Here is a 15,351-nt window from a genome sequence, read left to right on the forward strand (position 1 = left end):
TCCCCCATCCTCCCCTGTCAGATCGCGGTTGGCAGCGGACCTCGGGCAGCTTCATATGCAGCGCCCACCCGATAGAGCCGGTCGTCGGCCAGCGCAGGGGCCATGATCTGCAGACCGACCGGCAGGTTGTCGTCCGGCGAAAGACCCGAGGGCACCGACATCCCGCAGTGCCCCGCCAGGTTCAGCGGCAGCGTGCACAGGTCGAACAGGTACATCGCCAGCGGGTCGTCCACCTTCTCCCCCAGCGGGAAGGCGGTGGTCGGGGTCGCAGGCGAGATCAACACATCGACCTTTTGGTAGGCCTCGTCAAGGTCACGCGCGATCAGCGTGCGCACCTTCTGCGCCTGGTTGTAGTACGCGTCGTAGTACCCCGCCGACAACGCATATGCGCCAATCATAATGCGGCGCTTGACTTCTGGGCCAAAACCGGCAGCCCGCGTCATGGCCATCACCTCTTCGGCGCTGTGCGTGCCGTCGTCGCCGACGCGCAGTCCGTAGCGCATCGCGTCGAATCGGGCCAGGTTCGACGACACCTCCGACGGCAGGATCAGGTAGTACGCCGGCAGCGAGTAATCGAAGTGCGGGCAGTCCACCTCGCTGACCTCTGCGCCCAGTGCCGTCAACTGCTCGACCGCCGCGTTGAACGACGCGAGCACACCGGGCTGATAGCCGTCGCCGCGCAACTGCTTGACCACACCGATCCGCAAGCCCTTGAGGTCACCGGACGCCCCGGCGCGCGCGGCGGCGACCACGTCAGGCACCTCGGCCTCGACCGACGTCGAATCCTTCGCGTCGTGCCCGGCGACCACCGCGTGCAGCAGCGCGGTGTCGAGCACCGTGCGCGCACCCGGCCCGCCCTGGTCCAGCGAGGACGCGCACGCAATCAGCCCGTAGCGCGACACCGTGCCGTAGGTGGGCTTCACCCCGACGGTCGCCGTCAGCGCTGCGGGCTGACGGATCGACCCACCGGTGTCCGACCCGATGGCCAGCGGCGCCTGGAATGCCGCAAGCGCTGCGGCACTGCCGCCGCCCGAGCCGCCGGGCACCCTGTCGACGTTCCACGGGTTGCGGGTCGGACCGTAGGCGGAGTTCTCGGTGGAGCTACCCATCGCGAACTCGTCCATGTTCGTCTTGCCGAGGATCGGGATGCCCGCCGCGCGCAACCGTGCCGTGACCGTGGCGTCGTACGGCGACGTCCAACCCTCGAGAATCTTCGACCCGCAAGTCGTCGGCATATCGGTGGTGGTGAAGACGTCTTTCAACGCCAGCGGCACACCGGCAAGCGCCGACGGCAGCGACTCGCCCGCGGCGACGGCTTCATCGACGGCAGCTGCCGAAGCCAGCGCCTTGTCCTCTGCCACATGCAAAAACGCGTGGTATTTCTCGTCGGTCTTGGCAATTTGGTCCAGGCACGCCCGCGTGACCTCAACCGACGACACCTCTTTGGCTGCGATCTTGCCCGCGAGCTCGGCGGCCGACAGCCGAATCAGCTCGGTCATTCCGCCTCCCCCAGAATCCGCGGCACCGCGAACCGGCCCTCGGCCGACTTCGGCGCCTCGGCAAGCGCCTGCTCCTGGGTCAGGCACGGCTCAACGACATCGGGGCGGAAGACGTTGACGTCCTTCAGCGGGTTGTCGGTGGCTTCGACGCCGGTGACGTCGACGGCCTGGATCTGGCTGACGTGGCCGAGGATGGCGTCCAACTGGCCGGCGTAGCTGTCGAGCTCGTCATCGGTCAGCGCCAGGCGCGCGAGCCGCGCCAGGTGGGCAACCTCGTCTCGGGAGATCTGGGACACGACAGGCAAGCCTAGTCACCGCCGCGGCCGCACCTGCGAGCCATGTGGCCGGAATGCTGAGCCGCTGGTGCTGTGGAACAGTGTGCGCGTGCCTTCGTATCTGCTGCGGGTCCAGCTGGAGGATCGCCCGGGCAGCCTCGGCTCACTAGCCGTGGCGCTCGGCTCGGTGGGTGCCGACATCCTGTCCCTCGACGTCGTCGAACGCGCTGCCGGATACGCGATCGACGATCTGGTGGTCGAAGTACCGGCCGGGGCGATGCCCGACATGCTGATCACCGCGGCCGAAAACCTCAACGGTGTGTACGTCGACGCCATTCGCCCGCACACCGGACTGCTCGAGGCACACCGCGAGCTGGAGCTCATCGACCATGTGGCCGCCGCCGACGGCAAGCAAAAGCGATTGCAGGTGCTCGTCGACGAGGCCCCGCGCGTGCTGCGCGTCGGCTGGTGCACGGTGATCGAGCTGACCGAATCGGGTCCCAAGCGCGTCGTCGGCAGCCGGGGCGCTCCCGAAACGCAGGCTGCCGAAACTCCGTGGCTGCCACTCGACCACGCGAAAGCGCTCGACGACGAGTGGGTGCCCCAGCTGTGGCGGGACATGGACACCACGCTGGCGGCTGCGCCGCTGGGTGACCACCGCACCGCCGTCGTGCTGGGACGCCCGGGCGGCCCGCAGTTCCGGCCGTCGGAGGTGGCCCGGCTCGGCTACCTGGCCGGGATCGTCGCGACGATTTTGGGCTGACTCGCCTCAGGCCCCGGCGGGCACCGGATAGCGGTCGTTGACATCGGCATTGGTGTCCTTACGCGCGCAATGCGCACAGCAGAAGATCCCGTCGGGTGTCTCGATGCCGTGCCCGAGGATCCGGCAGCCGCAGTGCAAACACTCCGGGGCCAGTTGCACCGCAGCGCATTCGACGCTGTCGAACGTCGCGGTGCGGCCGTCGTGAAAGGTCACGGTGAACGACTTGTCGTAGTGGTTGCCGCAGGTATCGCATATCGCCATAGGACGCGGGTGCCCGGTCGATCCGGCAGACAAACTCAGACGCCGTCGGGCCCGCTCTCCAACAGCCTGCGGAAGCCGTCCTCGTCGAGGATCGGCACCCCGAGTTCGACGGCCTTGTCGTACTTCGACCCGGGTGAATCACCGGCCACCACATAGGCGGTCTTCTTCGACACCGAGCTGGCGGCCTTGCCGCCGCGCGCGACGATGGCCTCCTTCGCGTCGTCGCGGGAGAACGCGGGAAGCGATCCGGTGACGACGATCGACAGGCCCTCAAGTGTGCGCTCGACGCTGCTGTCACGTTCGTCGGCCATCCGGACCCCGGCGGCGCGCCACTTGTCGATGATCGCGCGATGCCAGTCGACGGTGAACCATTCGACGACGGCAGCGGCGATGGTGGGGCCGACACCCTCGACCACCGACAACTCCGCCTCCGACGCCGCCATGATCGCCTCGAGGCTGCCGTACTCGGTGGCCAGTGCGCGCGCAGCCGTCGGCCCGACGTGCCGGATCGACAACGCCACGAGCACTCGCCACAGCGGCTTCGACTTGGCTTCATGCAGATTCACCAGCAGCCGCTTGCCGTTTGCGGAGAGTTCACCGCTCTTCGTCTTGAACAGCTCGGTCCGCAGCAGGTCGCCGCTGCCGAGGGTGAACAGGTCGCCCTCATCGGTGATGACGCCGGCCTGCAGCAGCGCGACGGCCGCCTCGTAACCGAGGCCCTCGATGTCGAAAGCTCCGCGGCCTGCGACGTGAAACACCCGCTCCCGCAACTGCGCCGGGCACGAACGGGTGTTCGGGCAGCGGATGTCGGCGTCGCCCTCCTTGGCAGGCGCCAGCGTGGTGCCGCACTCGGGACACGTTGTTGGCATGATGAATTCGCGTTCGGTGCCGTCGCGCAGATCGACGACCGGGCCGAGCACCTCGGGGATCACGTCGCCGGCCTTGCGGATGACCACGGTGTCGCCGATCAGCACACCCTTGCGCTTGACCTCCGACGCGTTGTGCAGAGTGGCCTGGCTGACCGTCGAACCGGCCACCTTGACGGGCTCCATGAACGCGAACGGGGTGACGCGACCGGTGCGTCCGACGTTGACCTTGATGTCGAGCAGCTTGGTGGTGGCCTCTTCCGGCGGGTACTTGTAGGCGATCGCCCAGCGTGGTGCCCGCGACGTAGAGCCGAGCCTGCGCTGCAATGCGATCTCGTCGACTTTGACCACCACACCGTCGATTTCGTGTTCGACGTCGTGGCGGTGTTCACCCCAGTAGGCGATGTGTTCGGTGACCGCGTCGATGCCCTGCACGCGGGCGGTGTGTTCGGAGACGGGCAGTCCCCACGACGCCAGCGCGCGATAGGCGTCGTGCAACGACTTGGGCTTGAAACCCTCGGCGTGGCCGAGGCCGTGGCAGATCATCCGCAGCTTGCGCCGGGCGGTGACGGCTGGATTCTTCTGCCGCAGCGAGCCCGCGGCGCTGTTGCGCGGGTTCGCGAACGGCGGCTTGCCGTCGGCGACCAGGCCGGCGTTGAGGTCCTCGAAATCGGCGACCCTGAAGAACACCTCGCCGCGCACCTCGAGGACGGCAGGCACCGGAAACTCCTTGGAACCAGTGAGCTTCTCCGGCACGTCGTCGATGGTGCGCGCGTTGAGCGTGACGTCCTCACCGGTGCGGCCATCGCCGCGGGTTGCGGCGCGCTCCAGCCTGCCGTCGCGGTACACCAGCGCCAGCGCGACCCCATCGATCTTCAGCTCGCACAGGTAGTGCGCCTTCTCGCCGATCTCGCTCTTGGTCCGCGCGGCCCAGGCAGCCAATTCGTCGGGCGAGAAGACGTTGTCCAGCGACAGCATCCGTTCGAGGTGCTCGGCCTGGGTGAAGTCGGTGGCGAACCCCGCCCCGCCGACCAGTTGCGTCGGCGAGTCCGGAGTCCGGAGTTCCGGATGCTCGTCCTCGAGCCCCTGTAGTTCGCGCAGCAGCTTGTCGAACTCAGCGTCGGAGATGATCGGCGCGTCGCGCACGTAGTACCGGAACTGATGCTCGCGCACCTCGTCGGCGAGTTCCTGCCAGCGGCGGCGAAGGTCGGCATCGGGGGCTTCGTCGGCCTGCTCGGCAAGCACGGTTTCCGGCTTCTTCGGACTCACTCTGGTGAGGCTATCCGAGCAGGCCGACACCCGAACGGCAGCGGTTACGCTGGCTCCCATGCCGCACCCGATCATGTTCCGAGACGACGACCTCGGGCTGGCGGAAGTGCGAAAGATCTGCCTTGGCTTCCCGGGCGCCTTCGAGAAGATCTCCTGGGGCAGACCGGTGTTCTGCGCGCCGAAGATGTTCGTCATGTACGGCGGAAGCGCCAAAACCGGCGTCAAGGGCGAGTACCAGCAATACCCCTACTCCATCCTGGTCAAGGTCGATGACAGCGATCGCAAGGCTCTCGAACAAGACACCCGCTTCTTCTTCCCGGCCTACATGGGGCCGTTCGGCTGGCTGGGTATGGACTTCACGGCACGCAAGAAAGTCGACTGGGACGAGGTGCATGAGCTCGTCGATGCGTCATTCCGGTTGATCGCACCGAAGAAACTGGTCAAACAGCTCGACGAAGTCTGATCGGAGGCACCTTGAGTTTCGCCAGCCCCTTTCCCGAAGTCGACATCCCGTCGACGAGCGTCTACGACTTCCTGTTCGGCGACATCGCCGACGCCGACCTCGATCGCGTCGCGCTCGTCGACGCCAAGTCCGGCCGGGAGACCACCTACCGCGAGATGATCGGGCGCATAGAGGCGTTCGCAGGCGCGCTGGCCGGCCGAGGCATCGGTGTCGGCGACGTCGTCGGCCTGCTGTCCCCGAACAGTTCCGGTTTCGCGGTGGCCTTTCACGGCATCCTGCGGGCAGGCGCGACAGCCACCACGATCAACGCGTTGTTCACCGCCAAGGACATCGCCAAGCAGTTGACCGACTCGAACGCCAAAATGCTCGTGACGGTCACGGCGCTGCTGGCCCAGGCCAAAGAGGGTGCGGCGGCAGCCGGCATACCGGACGCCGATCTGGTGGTGCTCGACGGCGAGGGACAGGACGCAACGGGACATCCGAACGGCGCCGACCTGATGGCGAACGGGCTGCCCGCGCCGGACGTGAGCTTCGCGCCGTCAGCGCATCTGGCCGCGCTGCCCTACAGCTCCGGCACGACCGGCAACCCCAAGGGCGTGATGTTGACGCACCGCAACTTGGTGGCCAACGTCGCACAGATCAGGCCGCTGCACGGCATGGTCCCCGACGACGTGGTCCTCGCGGTGCTGCCGTTCTTTCACATCTACGGAATGACGGTTCTGCTCAACGCCGCGCTGCACGCCCGGGCCCGGCTGGTGGTGATGCCGAGCTTCGACCTCGGCGACTTCCTCGGCAACATCGCCGACCACAAGTGCACGATCGCGTTCATCGCGCCGCCGGTGGCCGTCGCGCTGGCCAAACATCCGCTGATCGACGAGTACGACCTGTCATCGCTGAACGTCGTGATGTCCGGCGCCGCTCCGCTGGATGCCGACCTCGGTCATGCCGTCGCGAAGCGGCTGGGCTGCCGGGTGGTGCAGGGCTACGGGATGAGCGAGCTGAGCCCCGTCAGTCACATCACGCCGTTCGACGGCGGCGAGCAGAACATGGGCATGGTTGCCCCGTTGAGCTCCGTCGGCTGGACGGTGTCCAATGCGGCATCCAAGCTGATCCATCCAGAGACCGGTGACGAAATCGAGCTTCCCGCAGAGGGTCTCAGCGAGACCGGCGAACTGTGGTTCAAGGGGCCCAATGTGATGGCCGGCTACCTCGGCAACGAGCAGGCCACGCATGAGACCATCGATGACGACGGCTGGTTGCACACAGGCGATTTGGCGCAGGTCGACGCCTGCGGCTGTGTGTACATCGTCGACCGGCTCAAGGAGCTGATCAAGTACAAGGGCTACCAGGTGCCGCCCGCCGAACTCGAGGCGGTGCTGCTCTCGCATCCCGCGATCGCCGACGCCGCGGTCATCGGGGTCAACGATGCCGAAGGCGAAGAGGTGCCAAAAGCGTTCGTGGTCAAGCAATCCGGCGCCGAGCTGACCGAGGCCGAGGTGATGGAGTTCGTCGCAGGCCAGGTCGCTCCGTACAAGAAGGTGCGTCAGGTCGCGTTCATCGACGCGATCCCGAAGTCCGCGTCCGGCAAGATCCTGCGCAAGGACTTGCGTACGAGCTAGACAGATTCGACAGAAGCTACTTCGAGGAGTGCTGTCGCATCAGCGCCACGAGCTCGTCGCGGCTGGCCGTGCCCGTCTTTCCCATCGCCCGGTACATGTGGCCCTCGATGGTCCGAACCGAAAGGCTCAGTCGAGCGGCGACCGCGCGATTGGACAACCCCTCTCCGATCAGCGCGACGATCTCGCGCTCGCGATCCGACAGTGGTGACCGCTCCTCTGCCCTGCGCAGCGCCGGGGTGACCGCGCCGCCGCACTTTTCGGCAAGCATGGCCGCCCGCGACGCGCACCCGTAAGCCGAACCTCCCTTACCGTCGCGTCGATGCGCGACGGCGGCAAGGGCGGCCGCGTCGATGGCGGCTATCACGTCACCCATCTGTTCGTATGCATCCGAAACCGCCTCGAGGCCCGAAGCGTCGAACGCGGTCAGCGCCGCGGCGAATCTCGCAGCCAGGCCGACCCGGGGACCTTCGACCAGGTCTTCGAGTTCGCGCAGACGCGCCGCGCCCGAACGATCCCCAAACTGTGTCACGGTCTGCAGGCACATCACCTCAGCCGCGAATTGCGAATTCTCCCTTGCTATTTCAGCACCATTCAAGGCCAGTGCGATGGCTTCGCTGATCGCTCCATGGCCGGCGGCCGCCCACGCCCTGGCAAGCGCGTACTCGTAGTCCAGACATCCCCAGCTCGGATGTCGCGACTCCTCCGAGGCCAGAAGTGCTGCGTCGGCCTCGTCGCGCGAACCGCGGATCGCAAGCGCGGTGGCGCGCGGGAGCTGATACCGGTAGCTCCAGCCGTTGGTCTCACCCGAACCGATCAACGCCTCGACGGTTGGCTCGAGCATCGCAGCCGCGCTCTCGACTCGGCCCGCCCCCAGCACAGCGCGGGCCGCTACCGCCCCACTGAATAGCCTTGCCGCGCCTGGGAGGTCGGCGGCTTGACGGCTCAGCACATCGGCGGCGTCACGGGCTTGTGCGATTTGACCCGACAGCACCAGCGCGCCGATGTGAGCATCGGCGATGACGAATCGCATGTGCGCGGCCTCGTAGGACCGACGGACGATTGCGTAGCCGGCATCGGCGGCGGCCAGCGCCTCGTTGAGACGCCCGCTGTCGCCCGATGCGGCGGTGATCGCCCAAGCGGTTACCGCGCCGACGGTGGTCGGTAGTTGCTCCAGGACAACGCTTTCCGCCGCTTTCAGTGCGGCCTTCGGCTTGCCCATCGCCGCCCAATACGCGGCCAGAAACGCATCGACGCAGGCCCGTCCTGAAATTGCCACGGTGGATGCCACCGTGTCTATCAGCTGCTTCGCGCGGCCGGGATCGGCGAGTGTCCACAACATGTTCGTCGCCCTCAGAAACGCAACGCGCGCACGGTCCTTGTCGGTGAAGCCGTCCGTCGGGATGTCGACAAGTGCGCTGTCGGCTTCCTCGCCGCGGCTGAGCCACGACAATGCGTGCGCGCGAACGAAGTTCGCTTCCGCGACACCTCCTGCTCGAATCGCGGCATCGGACAGCCGTTCAGCCAGCGGCAGGTCCGCCAGCCACACGGCGCCCTGCGCGGCGGTGACAAGCAGGTCCGCATCCGGTTCCAGGTCCGAATCGAGGCTCAACGCCGCGCGACGCACCACCAGACGGATGTCGTCCTTGTCACCCGTCGCCAGTTCGGCGACAAGCAATCCCCGCAAGCGTCGTAACCGCGACGATGGGGCTCTGCTGCGTCGCAACTCGGCGTAGAGCGGGTGCGCCGCACGCACTTCCACGCCTTCGTCGCCGCGGTCGAGCGTGACGAGGCCGCGTGTCTCCGCCTCCTCGACCGCTTGCCGATCGGTGATCCGCGCCAGTGCAGCCAGATCGATCGGCTCGCCCACCGCGACGATGTCGAGAACATCGCACACGGCGTCCGATAGCGCGCCGAATCGCGACTCGATGAGTTCGATCAGGCTGTTCGGCAGGATCGGATCACCGCTCCAACGCCAGTATCCGCGCTGGAGTGCAAGGCGCCCGTCACCTGTTTCCTGCTCGACGATGTTGCGCAGGTACAGAACATTGCCGCGCGTCAGCTTCCACAACCGTTCGGCGGCATCGTGGTCCACGGAAGCGCCGAGCGTCGCTGACAGCAACTCCGTCGTTTCGGCGCGCGACAGCGGCTGCAGGTCGAGCCGGTCGAATTGGCCGCTCTTCCAGAGCTCTTGCACCGCTGTGGAAATCGGTTCACCGTCGCGGACGGTGAGAACCACCTTGGCGGCGCGGCGCTGGACAATCTGATGCAGTACGAACGCAGACAGGTCGTCGAGCAGGTGCGCGTCGTCGATTCCCAGCACGACGCGGCTGCCCGGCGGGGACGACGTCAATGCATCGACCACGCCGCGCACGAGCTCGAGTTGGTCCGCGACGGCCGAAGGCGCCCACGCGGCGAACGCACCGAGCGGAAGCGTGCGGGCCGACGATGTGCCAACCGCCCATCGGACCACGTGGCCACGGGTGGCTGCCGCCGACAGCGCGTCGCGCGCGATCCGGCTCTTCCCGACGCCGGCCGCCCCGGCGACCACGATCCCGGACACATGCGCGGCAGACAGCGCCACATCGATGATCCGCATCTCTTCGGAGCGGCCCGTCAACGGCCACGCAAAGCGCACGAATGCAGCGTAGAAGCGCGGGCAATGCCTGCGCAGCGAGTTGACCGCTAGCTACGGGTGGCGACCTAGTTCCGCCGCCGCGTGCGCGCCTCGCGCCTGCCGGTAGCCGAGGACGGCGCCCGCGGCGGGTATCAGCAGCAGCCCGGCGACGCCCCACAGCGGGTCTGCGACTCCCGCCGTTGGCGCCACCAACTGCTGGACCACGCCGGGGTGGGTGTCCACGGGGGCGACGCTCGGCGGATTCAGCGGCACGGTGATGATCTGCGGCGGCGGGGGCGGCGGGGGCGGCTGCGGGGCATCCCAGCCCCAGCGTGGTCCGGGCTCGTGGCCCTGGACCCCGGGTGTCCGACCGTCGCCGAAGGTCACCTTCGGCGACCTGCTTTCTCCTCGCGGGTCCGGGCTGTAGTCGTTGCTGGGCCGCTCCTGGGACGTACCGGATTCGCGGCCCGAACCCACTCTGCTCGACGGACGGCTGTCGGTGGCCCCACTACCGCCACCGCTGCGCACGGTGTCGCTGTAATCCGAGCCCCGCGAACCTCCGCTCGATCCGCTTCTGCTGTTGTTGTCGGAGCGGCCGGAATGCCCGCCACCAGGGTCGGCAAACGCGACGGCCGCACAGGGCCCGCCGACGAAAAGGCATGCGGCCACGACTCCAACACCTGCCGTTAGGCGGATGCTCGGTGGGGCCACAGTTCCTCTCCTGCGAGTGGCAAAGATTTGCAGAGGCGTGCGGACTGAATTCTTGCATGCCCATGCCCCGTCGAGCCAGAGCTTCGCAGAATGCATGCAAATTTACGTTAGCCGTGCTATTCGTCTTCGACGTAAGCACGCAACCGGTCAATGGCGGCGTCCCAGCGTCTCGACAGCGCCGTGAGGTAGTCGCTCGCATCGCCGAGGGGTTTGGGTTCGATCCGCCAGATACGTTCCCTGCCATGGCGTTCGCTGCTCACCAGGCCCACCGCCTCCAGCAACAACAGATGCTTGGTCGCCGCCTGCCTGCTGACCGACATCACCTGCGTGACTTGTGTCGTCGAACACGGCCCGCCGTCGCACAAGCGCGTGACAATGCGCAGCCGATTCGGATCGCCGAGCGCATTGAAAACCGGGGACAGCGGCTCCGCATGAACCCCGGCCGCTGACGTGCTCACACCTTCTCGCTGAGCGCCAAATATTTGCTCACGAGTTCGGTCTGCTTGGCCCAGCCTTCGCTGTTGCCCTCGAAGGCCGACGCCCGATGCTCGGCCGGAATCTGGTCGAAACCGGATTCGACGATGCGCAGCAACACACCGCCCTCGGTCTCGGCGAGGGTGAACTCGACCAACGTCGTCGGCTGCTCGGATCCGTCGGCCTCTCCGGGATACGGATGCCAGCGGAACGCCAAGCGGCGCTGCGGTTCGATCGCGACGATCTGCCAGGTGTCCGTCTTTCCCGCATGCTCTTGCTGCCTACGGGCGACGTCCTCGTCGACTGTCGTCGGCGTGATCACCCCGGTGACCGACGCGCCTTCGGTGAATGGGCCGTCCAACCGGACTCCGAACCACTGGCCGAACTCGTCGGCGTTGCTGATCGCCTGCCACACGCGGGCAAGCGATGCCCGCAGAACAACGTCTTTTTCGATTCGATCCATACTCATGTGCAACCTCCTGGTTGCCTATCACGGTATCGCGACGCGGATCGAAGCGCAACCTTTTGGTTGCTTTTATCAGATCGCGTCCGGATCGTCGGCGAACGCGTCGGCGGCCTTCTGCGCCAATTCGACCGCGATGCGCGCCCACTGGGGGGTGGCGCCTGCCAGTCCGCACGCGGGCGTGATGCCGATGCGTTGGCGTGCAACCGAGCGTGCGAAGCCGAGGCGATCGGTGACCGCTACCGCGGCCTTCGCCACTTCTTCCGCCGACGGCCGCATTTCCGGAGCGGTCGGCGCGACGACGCCGAGCATCACTGTGCGCCCGGAGTCCACGAAGTCGCCAACCCCGTCGAGGTCGGCAGCAGTCAGCGTGCCGACGTCGACCGACACCGCACGAATACTGCTGCGCTGCAACGCCTTCCATGGCAGCCCAGCAGCGCAGCTGTGCAGTGCGACCTCACCACCGACGACGGATACGCAGTCGTCCAGCAGTCCGATTGCCACCGACTCGTCGACCGGGTGCACCGGCGTCAGGCTGGTCACCCCGGTCAACCTGCCCTCCAACGCAGCAGGCAGCGACGGCTCGTCGAACTGCACCACGACGGGAGTTTCGAGGCGCTTTTCGAGCTGCGCGCGATGCACCGCCAATCCCTCGGCAAGCGAGCCTGCCAGGTCCCGCAGCGCGCCGGCGTCGGTGATCGCGCGGTGACCGCCGGAGAGCTCGAGGGCAGCGGCAAGCGTGATGGGCCCCGGCGCCTGCACCTTCACGGTGCGCGCCCCCCCGCGCAAGCCTGCCTTCTCCCACGCCTCTTCGAGCGCGTCGACGTCCTCATCGAGCAGGCTGGCGGCCCTGCGCGCAGCGGAACTACGGCCGCCGGCGATGCGATACCCGCGTGGCACCGTGTCGATGCCGATGTCGACCAACAGTGCGCCTGCCCGCCCGATCATGTCGGCCCCGACGCCGCGGGCAGGCAATTCGACCAGATGGGGCAGCGTATGCAGCTCGCCGATGACGATCTCGGCGGCTTCGCGCGGCGACGACCCCGGCCAAGACCCGATCCCGGTCGCTGCGGCGAAAACACTCACTCGTTTGACGATATTCGATCCGGATAGCCTGGCCGCATGCCCGTATGGCCGAGACCGCTGACGGTCTGCTGTGCGGCTGTCCTGGTGGCCGCGGGCTGTGCGCAGACGGTCGGTGGCCGTGCGCTGCGGGCAGCGCCCGAGATCGACGACGGATCCCGGTCGCCGGTCGATGTCGAGACGGTGATGCTGGACCAGTCGCAGATGCGGGCCATCACCGGGGCCGGCGACGACTTGACGATCATCCCGAGCATGGACGGCAAGTCCCCCGTCGACATCGACCAGCTCGCGAAAACCACTCCCCCGCAATGCCAATGGGTCTTCGAAGAGACGCAGATATTCGGATTCGACGTTGAGGAATTTCACAAGACGACGTTTCAGAACCCACCCCGCGGCGGGCTGATCTCCGAGGGCGCGGCGGCTTACCGTGATCCCGCGACGGCCCGACGTGCCTTCGAAGGCTTGGTTGCACTTGCCGACGGCTGCGCCTCCACACCGTTGGGTGCGATGTTCGTCGGCGACTGGACCGCGTCACCGGATTCACTGCAGATGCGGCCAGGCAATGGCTGCGGCCGCGACTATCGGGTGAAGAGCGTCGTCTTGGTCGAGGTCACCTCGTGCGCGTTCCCGGATTCGGTGCCCGAGATCGTGCTGACGAACATGCTGGCGAAGGTGCCCGGCTAGCTCGGCGCGCGAGCTAGCGCGTGATTGTCGCGCTGGCGATGACCTCGTCACCGTCGGGGTCGCGACGGTAGAGCACCATCGTCTGCCCCGGCGCCACCCCGCGCAGCGGCGCACGCAGATCGACGACCAGACGCCCGTCGTGCAGTTCGGCCACGCCGTCGACGATGCCGCCGTGTGCCCGCACCTGCACGTCGCACTCCACCGGTCCGTCCGGTGCAACGCCGGAGGTGAACACCGGCCGCTCGCCCGTGAGCGTCCACACGTCCAACTCGGCCTTGCCACCGACGCGCACGGTTCCGGTCTCGGCGTCAATTCCGGTGACGTAGCGGGGCAATCCATCCGGGCCGGGGCCCGCGATGCCGAGTCCCTTGCGCTGTCCGATCGTAAAACCGTGCACGCCATCGTGTTCGGCGAGCACCGTGCCGCCCGAGTCGACGACCGCGCCGCGCCGCACGCCGATGCGGGCGCCGAGGAACGCGCGGGTGTCCCCCGACGGGATGAAGCAGATGTCATGGCTGTCCGGCTTTTCGGCCACCGCCAGGCCGCGACGCGCTGCTTCCTCGCGAATCTGCGGCTTGGGGGTGTCACCGATCGGGAACACCGCATGCCGCAACTGCTCGGCGGTCAGCACGCCCAGCACGTACGACTGGTCTTTGTCGGCGTCGACGGCGCGGCGAAGGCGGCCGTCGGTCAACCGTGCGTAGTGACCCGTGGCGACGGCGTCAAAACCCAGGGCCAACGCGCGGGCGGCCAACGCGGAGAACTTGATTCGCTCGTTACACCGCACGCACGGGTTCGGTGTCTCGCCGCGCGCATAGGACTCCACGAAGTCGTCGATGACGTCTTCGGAGAAGCGGTCGGCGAAATCCCAGACGTAGAACGGGATGTCGAGCACATCGGCGACGCGGCGAGCGTCACCGGCGTCCTCTTTCGAGCAGCAGCCGCGCGACCCGGTGCGCAGCGTGCCCGGAGCCGCAGACAACGCCAGATGCACGCCGACGACGTCGTGGCCGGCGTCCACCATCCGCGCGGCGGCGACCGAGGAGTCGACGCCGCCGCTCATCGCGACGAGCACCCTCATTGTTCGGCAGCTCCCGCGCTGGCCAGCGCCGCCTGGCGGGCACGATCGACGGCGGCCGGCAGGACAGCCAACGCGGCGTCGACATCGGCCTCGGTGCTGGTGTGACCCAACGACAATCGCAGCGATCCGCGTGCACTGGCCGGATCGGCGCCCATCGCCAGCAATACGTGTGACGGCTGTGCGACGCCTGCGGTGCACGCCGAACCCGTCGAGCACTCGACACCCTTGGCGTCGAGCAGCATCAGCAGCGAATCTCCTTCGCAGCCGCGGAAGGTGAAGTGCGTGTTGCCGGGCAGCCGCGCGTCACCGGCAGCGCCGTTGAGATACACGTCGTCGATCGCCGAAAGGACACCGTCGATCAGCCGGTCGCGCAGCTGCTGCACACGCGCACTGTTGGCGGCGAGGCCTTCGATCGCCACCTTCGCGGCAGCGGCCATCGCGACCGCACCTGCCACATCCGGTGTGCCGGAACGCACGTCGCGCTCCTGACCGCCGCCGTGCAGCAGCGGCACACAACTGGTGTCACGCCGCAGCAGCAGGGCGCCGACGCCGGTCGGGCCGCCGAACTTGTGGGATGCGACGCTCATCGCCGACAGGGCGCTCGCCGCGAAGTCGACAGGGATCTGCCCGACGGCCTGGATCGCGTCGCTGTGCATCGGCACGCCGAATTCCGCTGCGATGGTTGCTAATTCGGAGATCGGCAGGATGGTGCCGACCTCGTTGTTAGCCCACATGATCGACACCAGCGCGACGTCGTCGTTGGCCTGCAACGCGTCCCGCAGATCGGCTGGTGAGACGGAGCCGTCATCGCCAACCGGCAGCCAGGTGACCTCGGCGCCCTCGTGTTCCGCGAGCCACTGCACCGCGTCCAGGACCGCGTGGTGTTCGACGGGCGTGGTGACGATCCTGCGGCGCCGGGGTTCGGCGTCGCGGCGGGCCCAGTAGATGCCCTTGACGGCGAGGTTGTCGCTCTCGGTGCCGCCCGCGGTGAAGATCACCTCCGACGGCCGCGCGCCGAGCAACTGCGCCAGCGACTCGCGGGCCTCCTCCATCCGACGGCGCGCCACCCGGCCCGTGCCGTGCAGCGACGACGCGTTGCCGACGGTCGCGAGCACAGCCGTCATCGCCTCGATGGCAGCGGGGTGCATCGGGGTGGTGGCGGCGTGATCGAGGTAGACCGTCTTGTGAGAGGTCATAACCAGTCCATGCTAGCGGCCACGGACTGG

The 15,351-nt window shown here is 67.5% G+C and carries 15 protein-coding genes; 4 read left to right on the forward strand and 11 right to left on the reverse strand.

From position 1 onward, the window contains the following. Positions 1 to 17: 17 nt before the first annotated feature. Both gatA and gatC read right to left on the reverse strand, forming a co-directional pair. Positions 18 to 1,499 carry an Asp-tRNA(Asn)/Glu-tRNA(Gln) amidotransferase subunit GatA gene (gatA, locus tag GGC64_RS04825; RefSeq protein WP_192721289.1) on the reverse strand — a complete coding sequence of 494 codons (1,482 nt, stop codon included), beginning with the start codon at positions 1,497 to 1,499 and terminating at the stop codon, positions 18 to 20. Then, the gene (gatC, locus tag GGC64_RS04830) at positions 1,496 to 1,795 is read right to left on the reverse strand and encodes an Asp-tRNA(Asn)/Glu-tRNA(Gln) amidotransferase subunit GatC (protein ID WP_192721290.1); all 300 of its coding nucleotides are present in this window, start codon (positions 1,793 to 1,795) and stop codon (positions 1,496 to 1,498) included. Before gatC ends, gatA begins: the two co-directional genes overlap by 4 nt. Positions 1,796 to 1,883: 88 nt before the next feature. Between gatC and GGC64_RS04835 the strand changes: the two genes are divergently transcribed. Then, positions 1,884 to 2,537: an amino acid-binding protein gene (locus tag GGC64_RS04835; RefSeq protein WP_192721291.1), complete on the forward strand. Its 654-nt coding sequence runs from the start codon at positions 1,884 to 1,886 to the stop codon at positions 2,535 to 2,537. 6 nt (positions 2,538 to 2,543) lie between these two features. Here the strand turns inward: GGC64_RS04835 and GGC64_RS04840 are convergent, their stop codons facing one another. Together GGC64_RS04840 and ligA are read right to left on the reverse strand one after the other, a co-directional pair. Continuing rightward, positions 2,544 to 2,798, reverse strand: coding sequence for a hypothetical protein (locus GGC64_RS04840; RefSeq protein WP_192721292.1), 255 nt, complete (start codon positions 2,796 to 2,798; stop codon positions 2,544 to 2,546). A gap of 35 nt (positions 2,799 to 2,833) precedes the next feature. After that, positions 2,834 to 4,909: an NAD-dependent DNA ligase LigA gene (ligA, locus tag GGC64_RS04845; protein WP_192722400.1), complete on the reverse strand. Its 2,076-nt coding sequence runs from the start codon at positions 4,907 to 4,909 to the stop codon at positions 2,834 to 2,836. An 82-nt stretch (positions 4,910 to 4,991) separates the two neighbouring features. On the opposite strand from ligA, the gene GGC64_RS04850 reads away from it, so the two are divergent. After that, positions 4,992 to 5,396, forward strand: a complete 405-nt coding sequence (locus GGC64_RS04850; protein WP_192721293.1) for an MmcQ/YjbR family DNA-binding protein — start codon at positions 4,992 to 4,994, stop codon at positions 5,394 to 5,396. Between the two features lie 11 nt (positions 5,397 to 5,407). Next, a complete protein-coding gene (locus GGC64_RS04855) occupies positions 5,408 to 7,015 on the forward strand; it encodes a 4-coumarate--CoA ligase family protein (RefSeq protein ID WP_192721294.1) in 1,608 nt (535 codons plus the stop codon). Positions 7,016 to 7,031: 16 nt separating this feature from the next. On the opposite strand, the gene GGC64_RS04860 is transcribed toward GGC64_RS04855, so the two are convergent. From GGC64_RS04860 to GGC64_RS04880, 5 genes are all read right to left on the reverse strand, one after another. Further along, positions 7,032 to 9,650 carry a LuxR C-terminal-related transcriptional regulator gene (locus GGC64_RS04860; RefSeq protein WP_370581977.1) on the reverse strand — a complete coding sequence of 873 codons (2,619 nt, stop codon included), beginning with the start codon at positions 9,648 to 9,650 and terminating at the stop codon, positions 7,032 to 7,034. Between the two features lie 51 nt (positions 9,651 to 9,701). Continuing rightward, a complete protein-coding gene (locus tag GGC64_RS04865) occupies positions 9,702 to 10,298 on the reverse strand; it encodes a hypothetical protein (RefSeq protein ID WP_192721295.1) in 597 nt (198 codons plus the stop codon). Positions 10,299 to 10,456: 158 nt separating this feature from the next. Beyond that, positions 10,457 to 10,798 (reverse strand): ArsR/SmtB family transcription factor, encoded by a 342-nt coding sequence (locus tag GGC64_RS04870; RefSeq protein WP_369434969.1) that lies wholly within the window; start codon positions 10,796 to 10,798, stop codon positions 10,457 to 10,459. Further along, the gene (locus GGC64_RS04875) at positions 10,795 to 11,283 is read right to left on the reverse strand and encodes an SRPBCC family protein (RefSeq protein ID WP_192721296.1); all 489 of its coding nucleotides are present in this window, start codon (positions 11,281 to 11,283) and stop codon (positions 10,795 to 10,797) included. The genes GGC64_RS04870 and GGC64_RS04875 overlap by 4 nt, the downstream gene beginning before the upstream one ends. A gap of 69 nt (positions 11,284 to 11,352) precedes the next feature. Beyond that, positions 11,353 to 12,363 carry a methionine synthase gene (locus tag GGC64_RS04880; protein ID WP_192721297.1) on the reverse strand — a complete coding sequence of 337 codons (1,011 nt, stop codon included), beginning with the start codon at positions 12,361 to 12,363 and terminating at the stop codon, positions 11,353 to 11,355. A 36-nt stretch (positions 12,364 to 12,399) separates the two neighbouring features. Between GGC64_RS04880 and GGC64_RS04885 the strand changes: the two genes are divergently transcribed. Next, positions 12,400 to 13,044 (forward strand): sensor domain-containing protein, encoded by a 645-nt coding sequence (locus GGC64_RS04885; protein ID WP_192721298.1) that lies wholly within the window; start codon positions 12,400 to 12,402, stop codon positions 13,042 to 13,044. 13 nt (positions 13,045 to 13,057) lie between these two features. Here the strand turns inward: GGC64_RS04885 and mnmA are convergent, their stop codons facing one another. Both mnmA and GGC64_RS04895 read right to left on the reverse strand, forming a co-directional pair. Then, the gene (gene mnmA, locus GGC64_RS04890) at positions 13,058 to 14,125 is read right to left on the reverse strand and encodes a tRNA 2-thiouridine(34) synthase MnmA (RefSeq protein WP_192721299.1); all 1,068 of its coding nucleotides are present in this window, start codon (positions 14,123 to 14,125) and stop codon (positions 13,058 to 13,060) included. Beyond that, positions 14,122 to 15,321: a cysteine desulfurase family protein gene (locus tag GGC64_RS04895; protein WP_192721300.1), complete on the reverse strand. Its 1,200-nt coding sequence runs from the start codon at positions 15,319 to 15,321 to the stop codon at positions 14,122 to 14,124. Before GGC64_RS04895 ends, mnmA begins: the two co-directional genes overlap by 4 nt. Positions 15,322 to 15,351: the final 30 nt, after the last annotated feature.

This window comes from Mycobacterium sp. OAS707, assembly GCF_014873705.1.
GTDB lineage: Bacteria > Actinomycetota > Actinomycetes > Mycobacteriales > Mycobacteriaceae > Mycobacterium.

Coding starts and splice junctions, on each gene's coding strand:
- gatA (WP_192721289.1), bottom strand. CDS start 1,499: ATGACCGAGCTGATTCGGCTGTCGGCCGCCGAGCTCGCGGGCAAGATC.
- GGC64_RS04840 (WP_192721292.1), bottom strand. CDS start 2,798: ATGGCGATATGCGATACCTGCGGCAACCACTACGACAAGTCGTTCACC.
- GGC64_RS04850 (WP_192721293.1), top strand. CDS start 4,992: ATGCCGCACCCGATCATGTTCCGAGACGACGACCTCGGGCTGGCGGAA.
- GGC64_RS04875 (WP_192721296.1), bottom strand. CDS start 11,283: ATGAGTATGGATCGAATCGAAAAAGACGTTGTTCTGCGGGCATCGCTT.
- GGC64_RS04885 (WP_192721298.1), top strand. CDS start 12,400: ATGCCCGTATGGCCGAGACCGCTGACGGTCTGCTGTGCGGCTGTCCTG.
- mnmA (WP_192721299.1), bottom strand. CDS start 14,125: ATGAGGGTGCTCGTCGCGATGAGCGGCGGCGTCGACTCCTCGGTCGCC.
- GGC64_RS04895 (WP_192721300.1), bottom strand. CDS start 15,321: ATGACCTCTCACAAGACGGTCTACCTCGATCACGCCGCCACCACCCCG.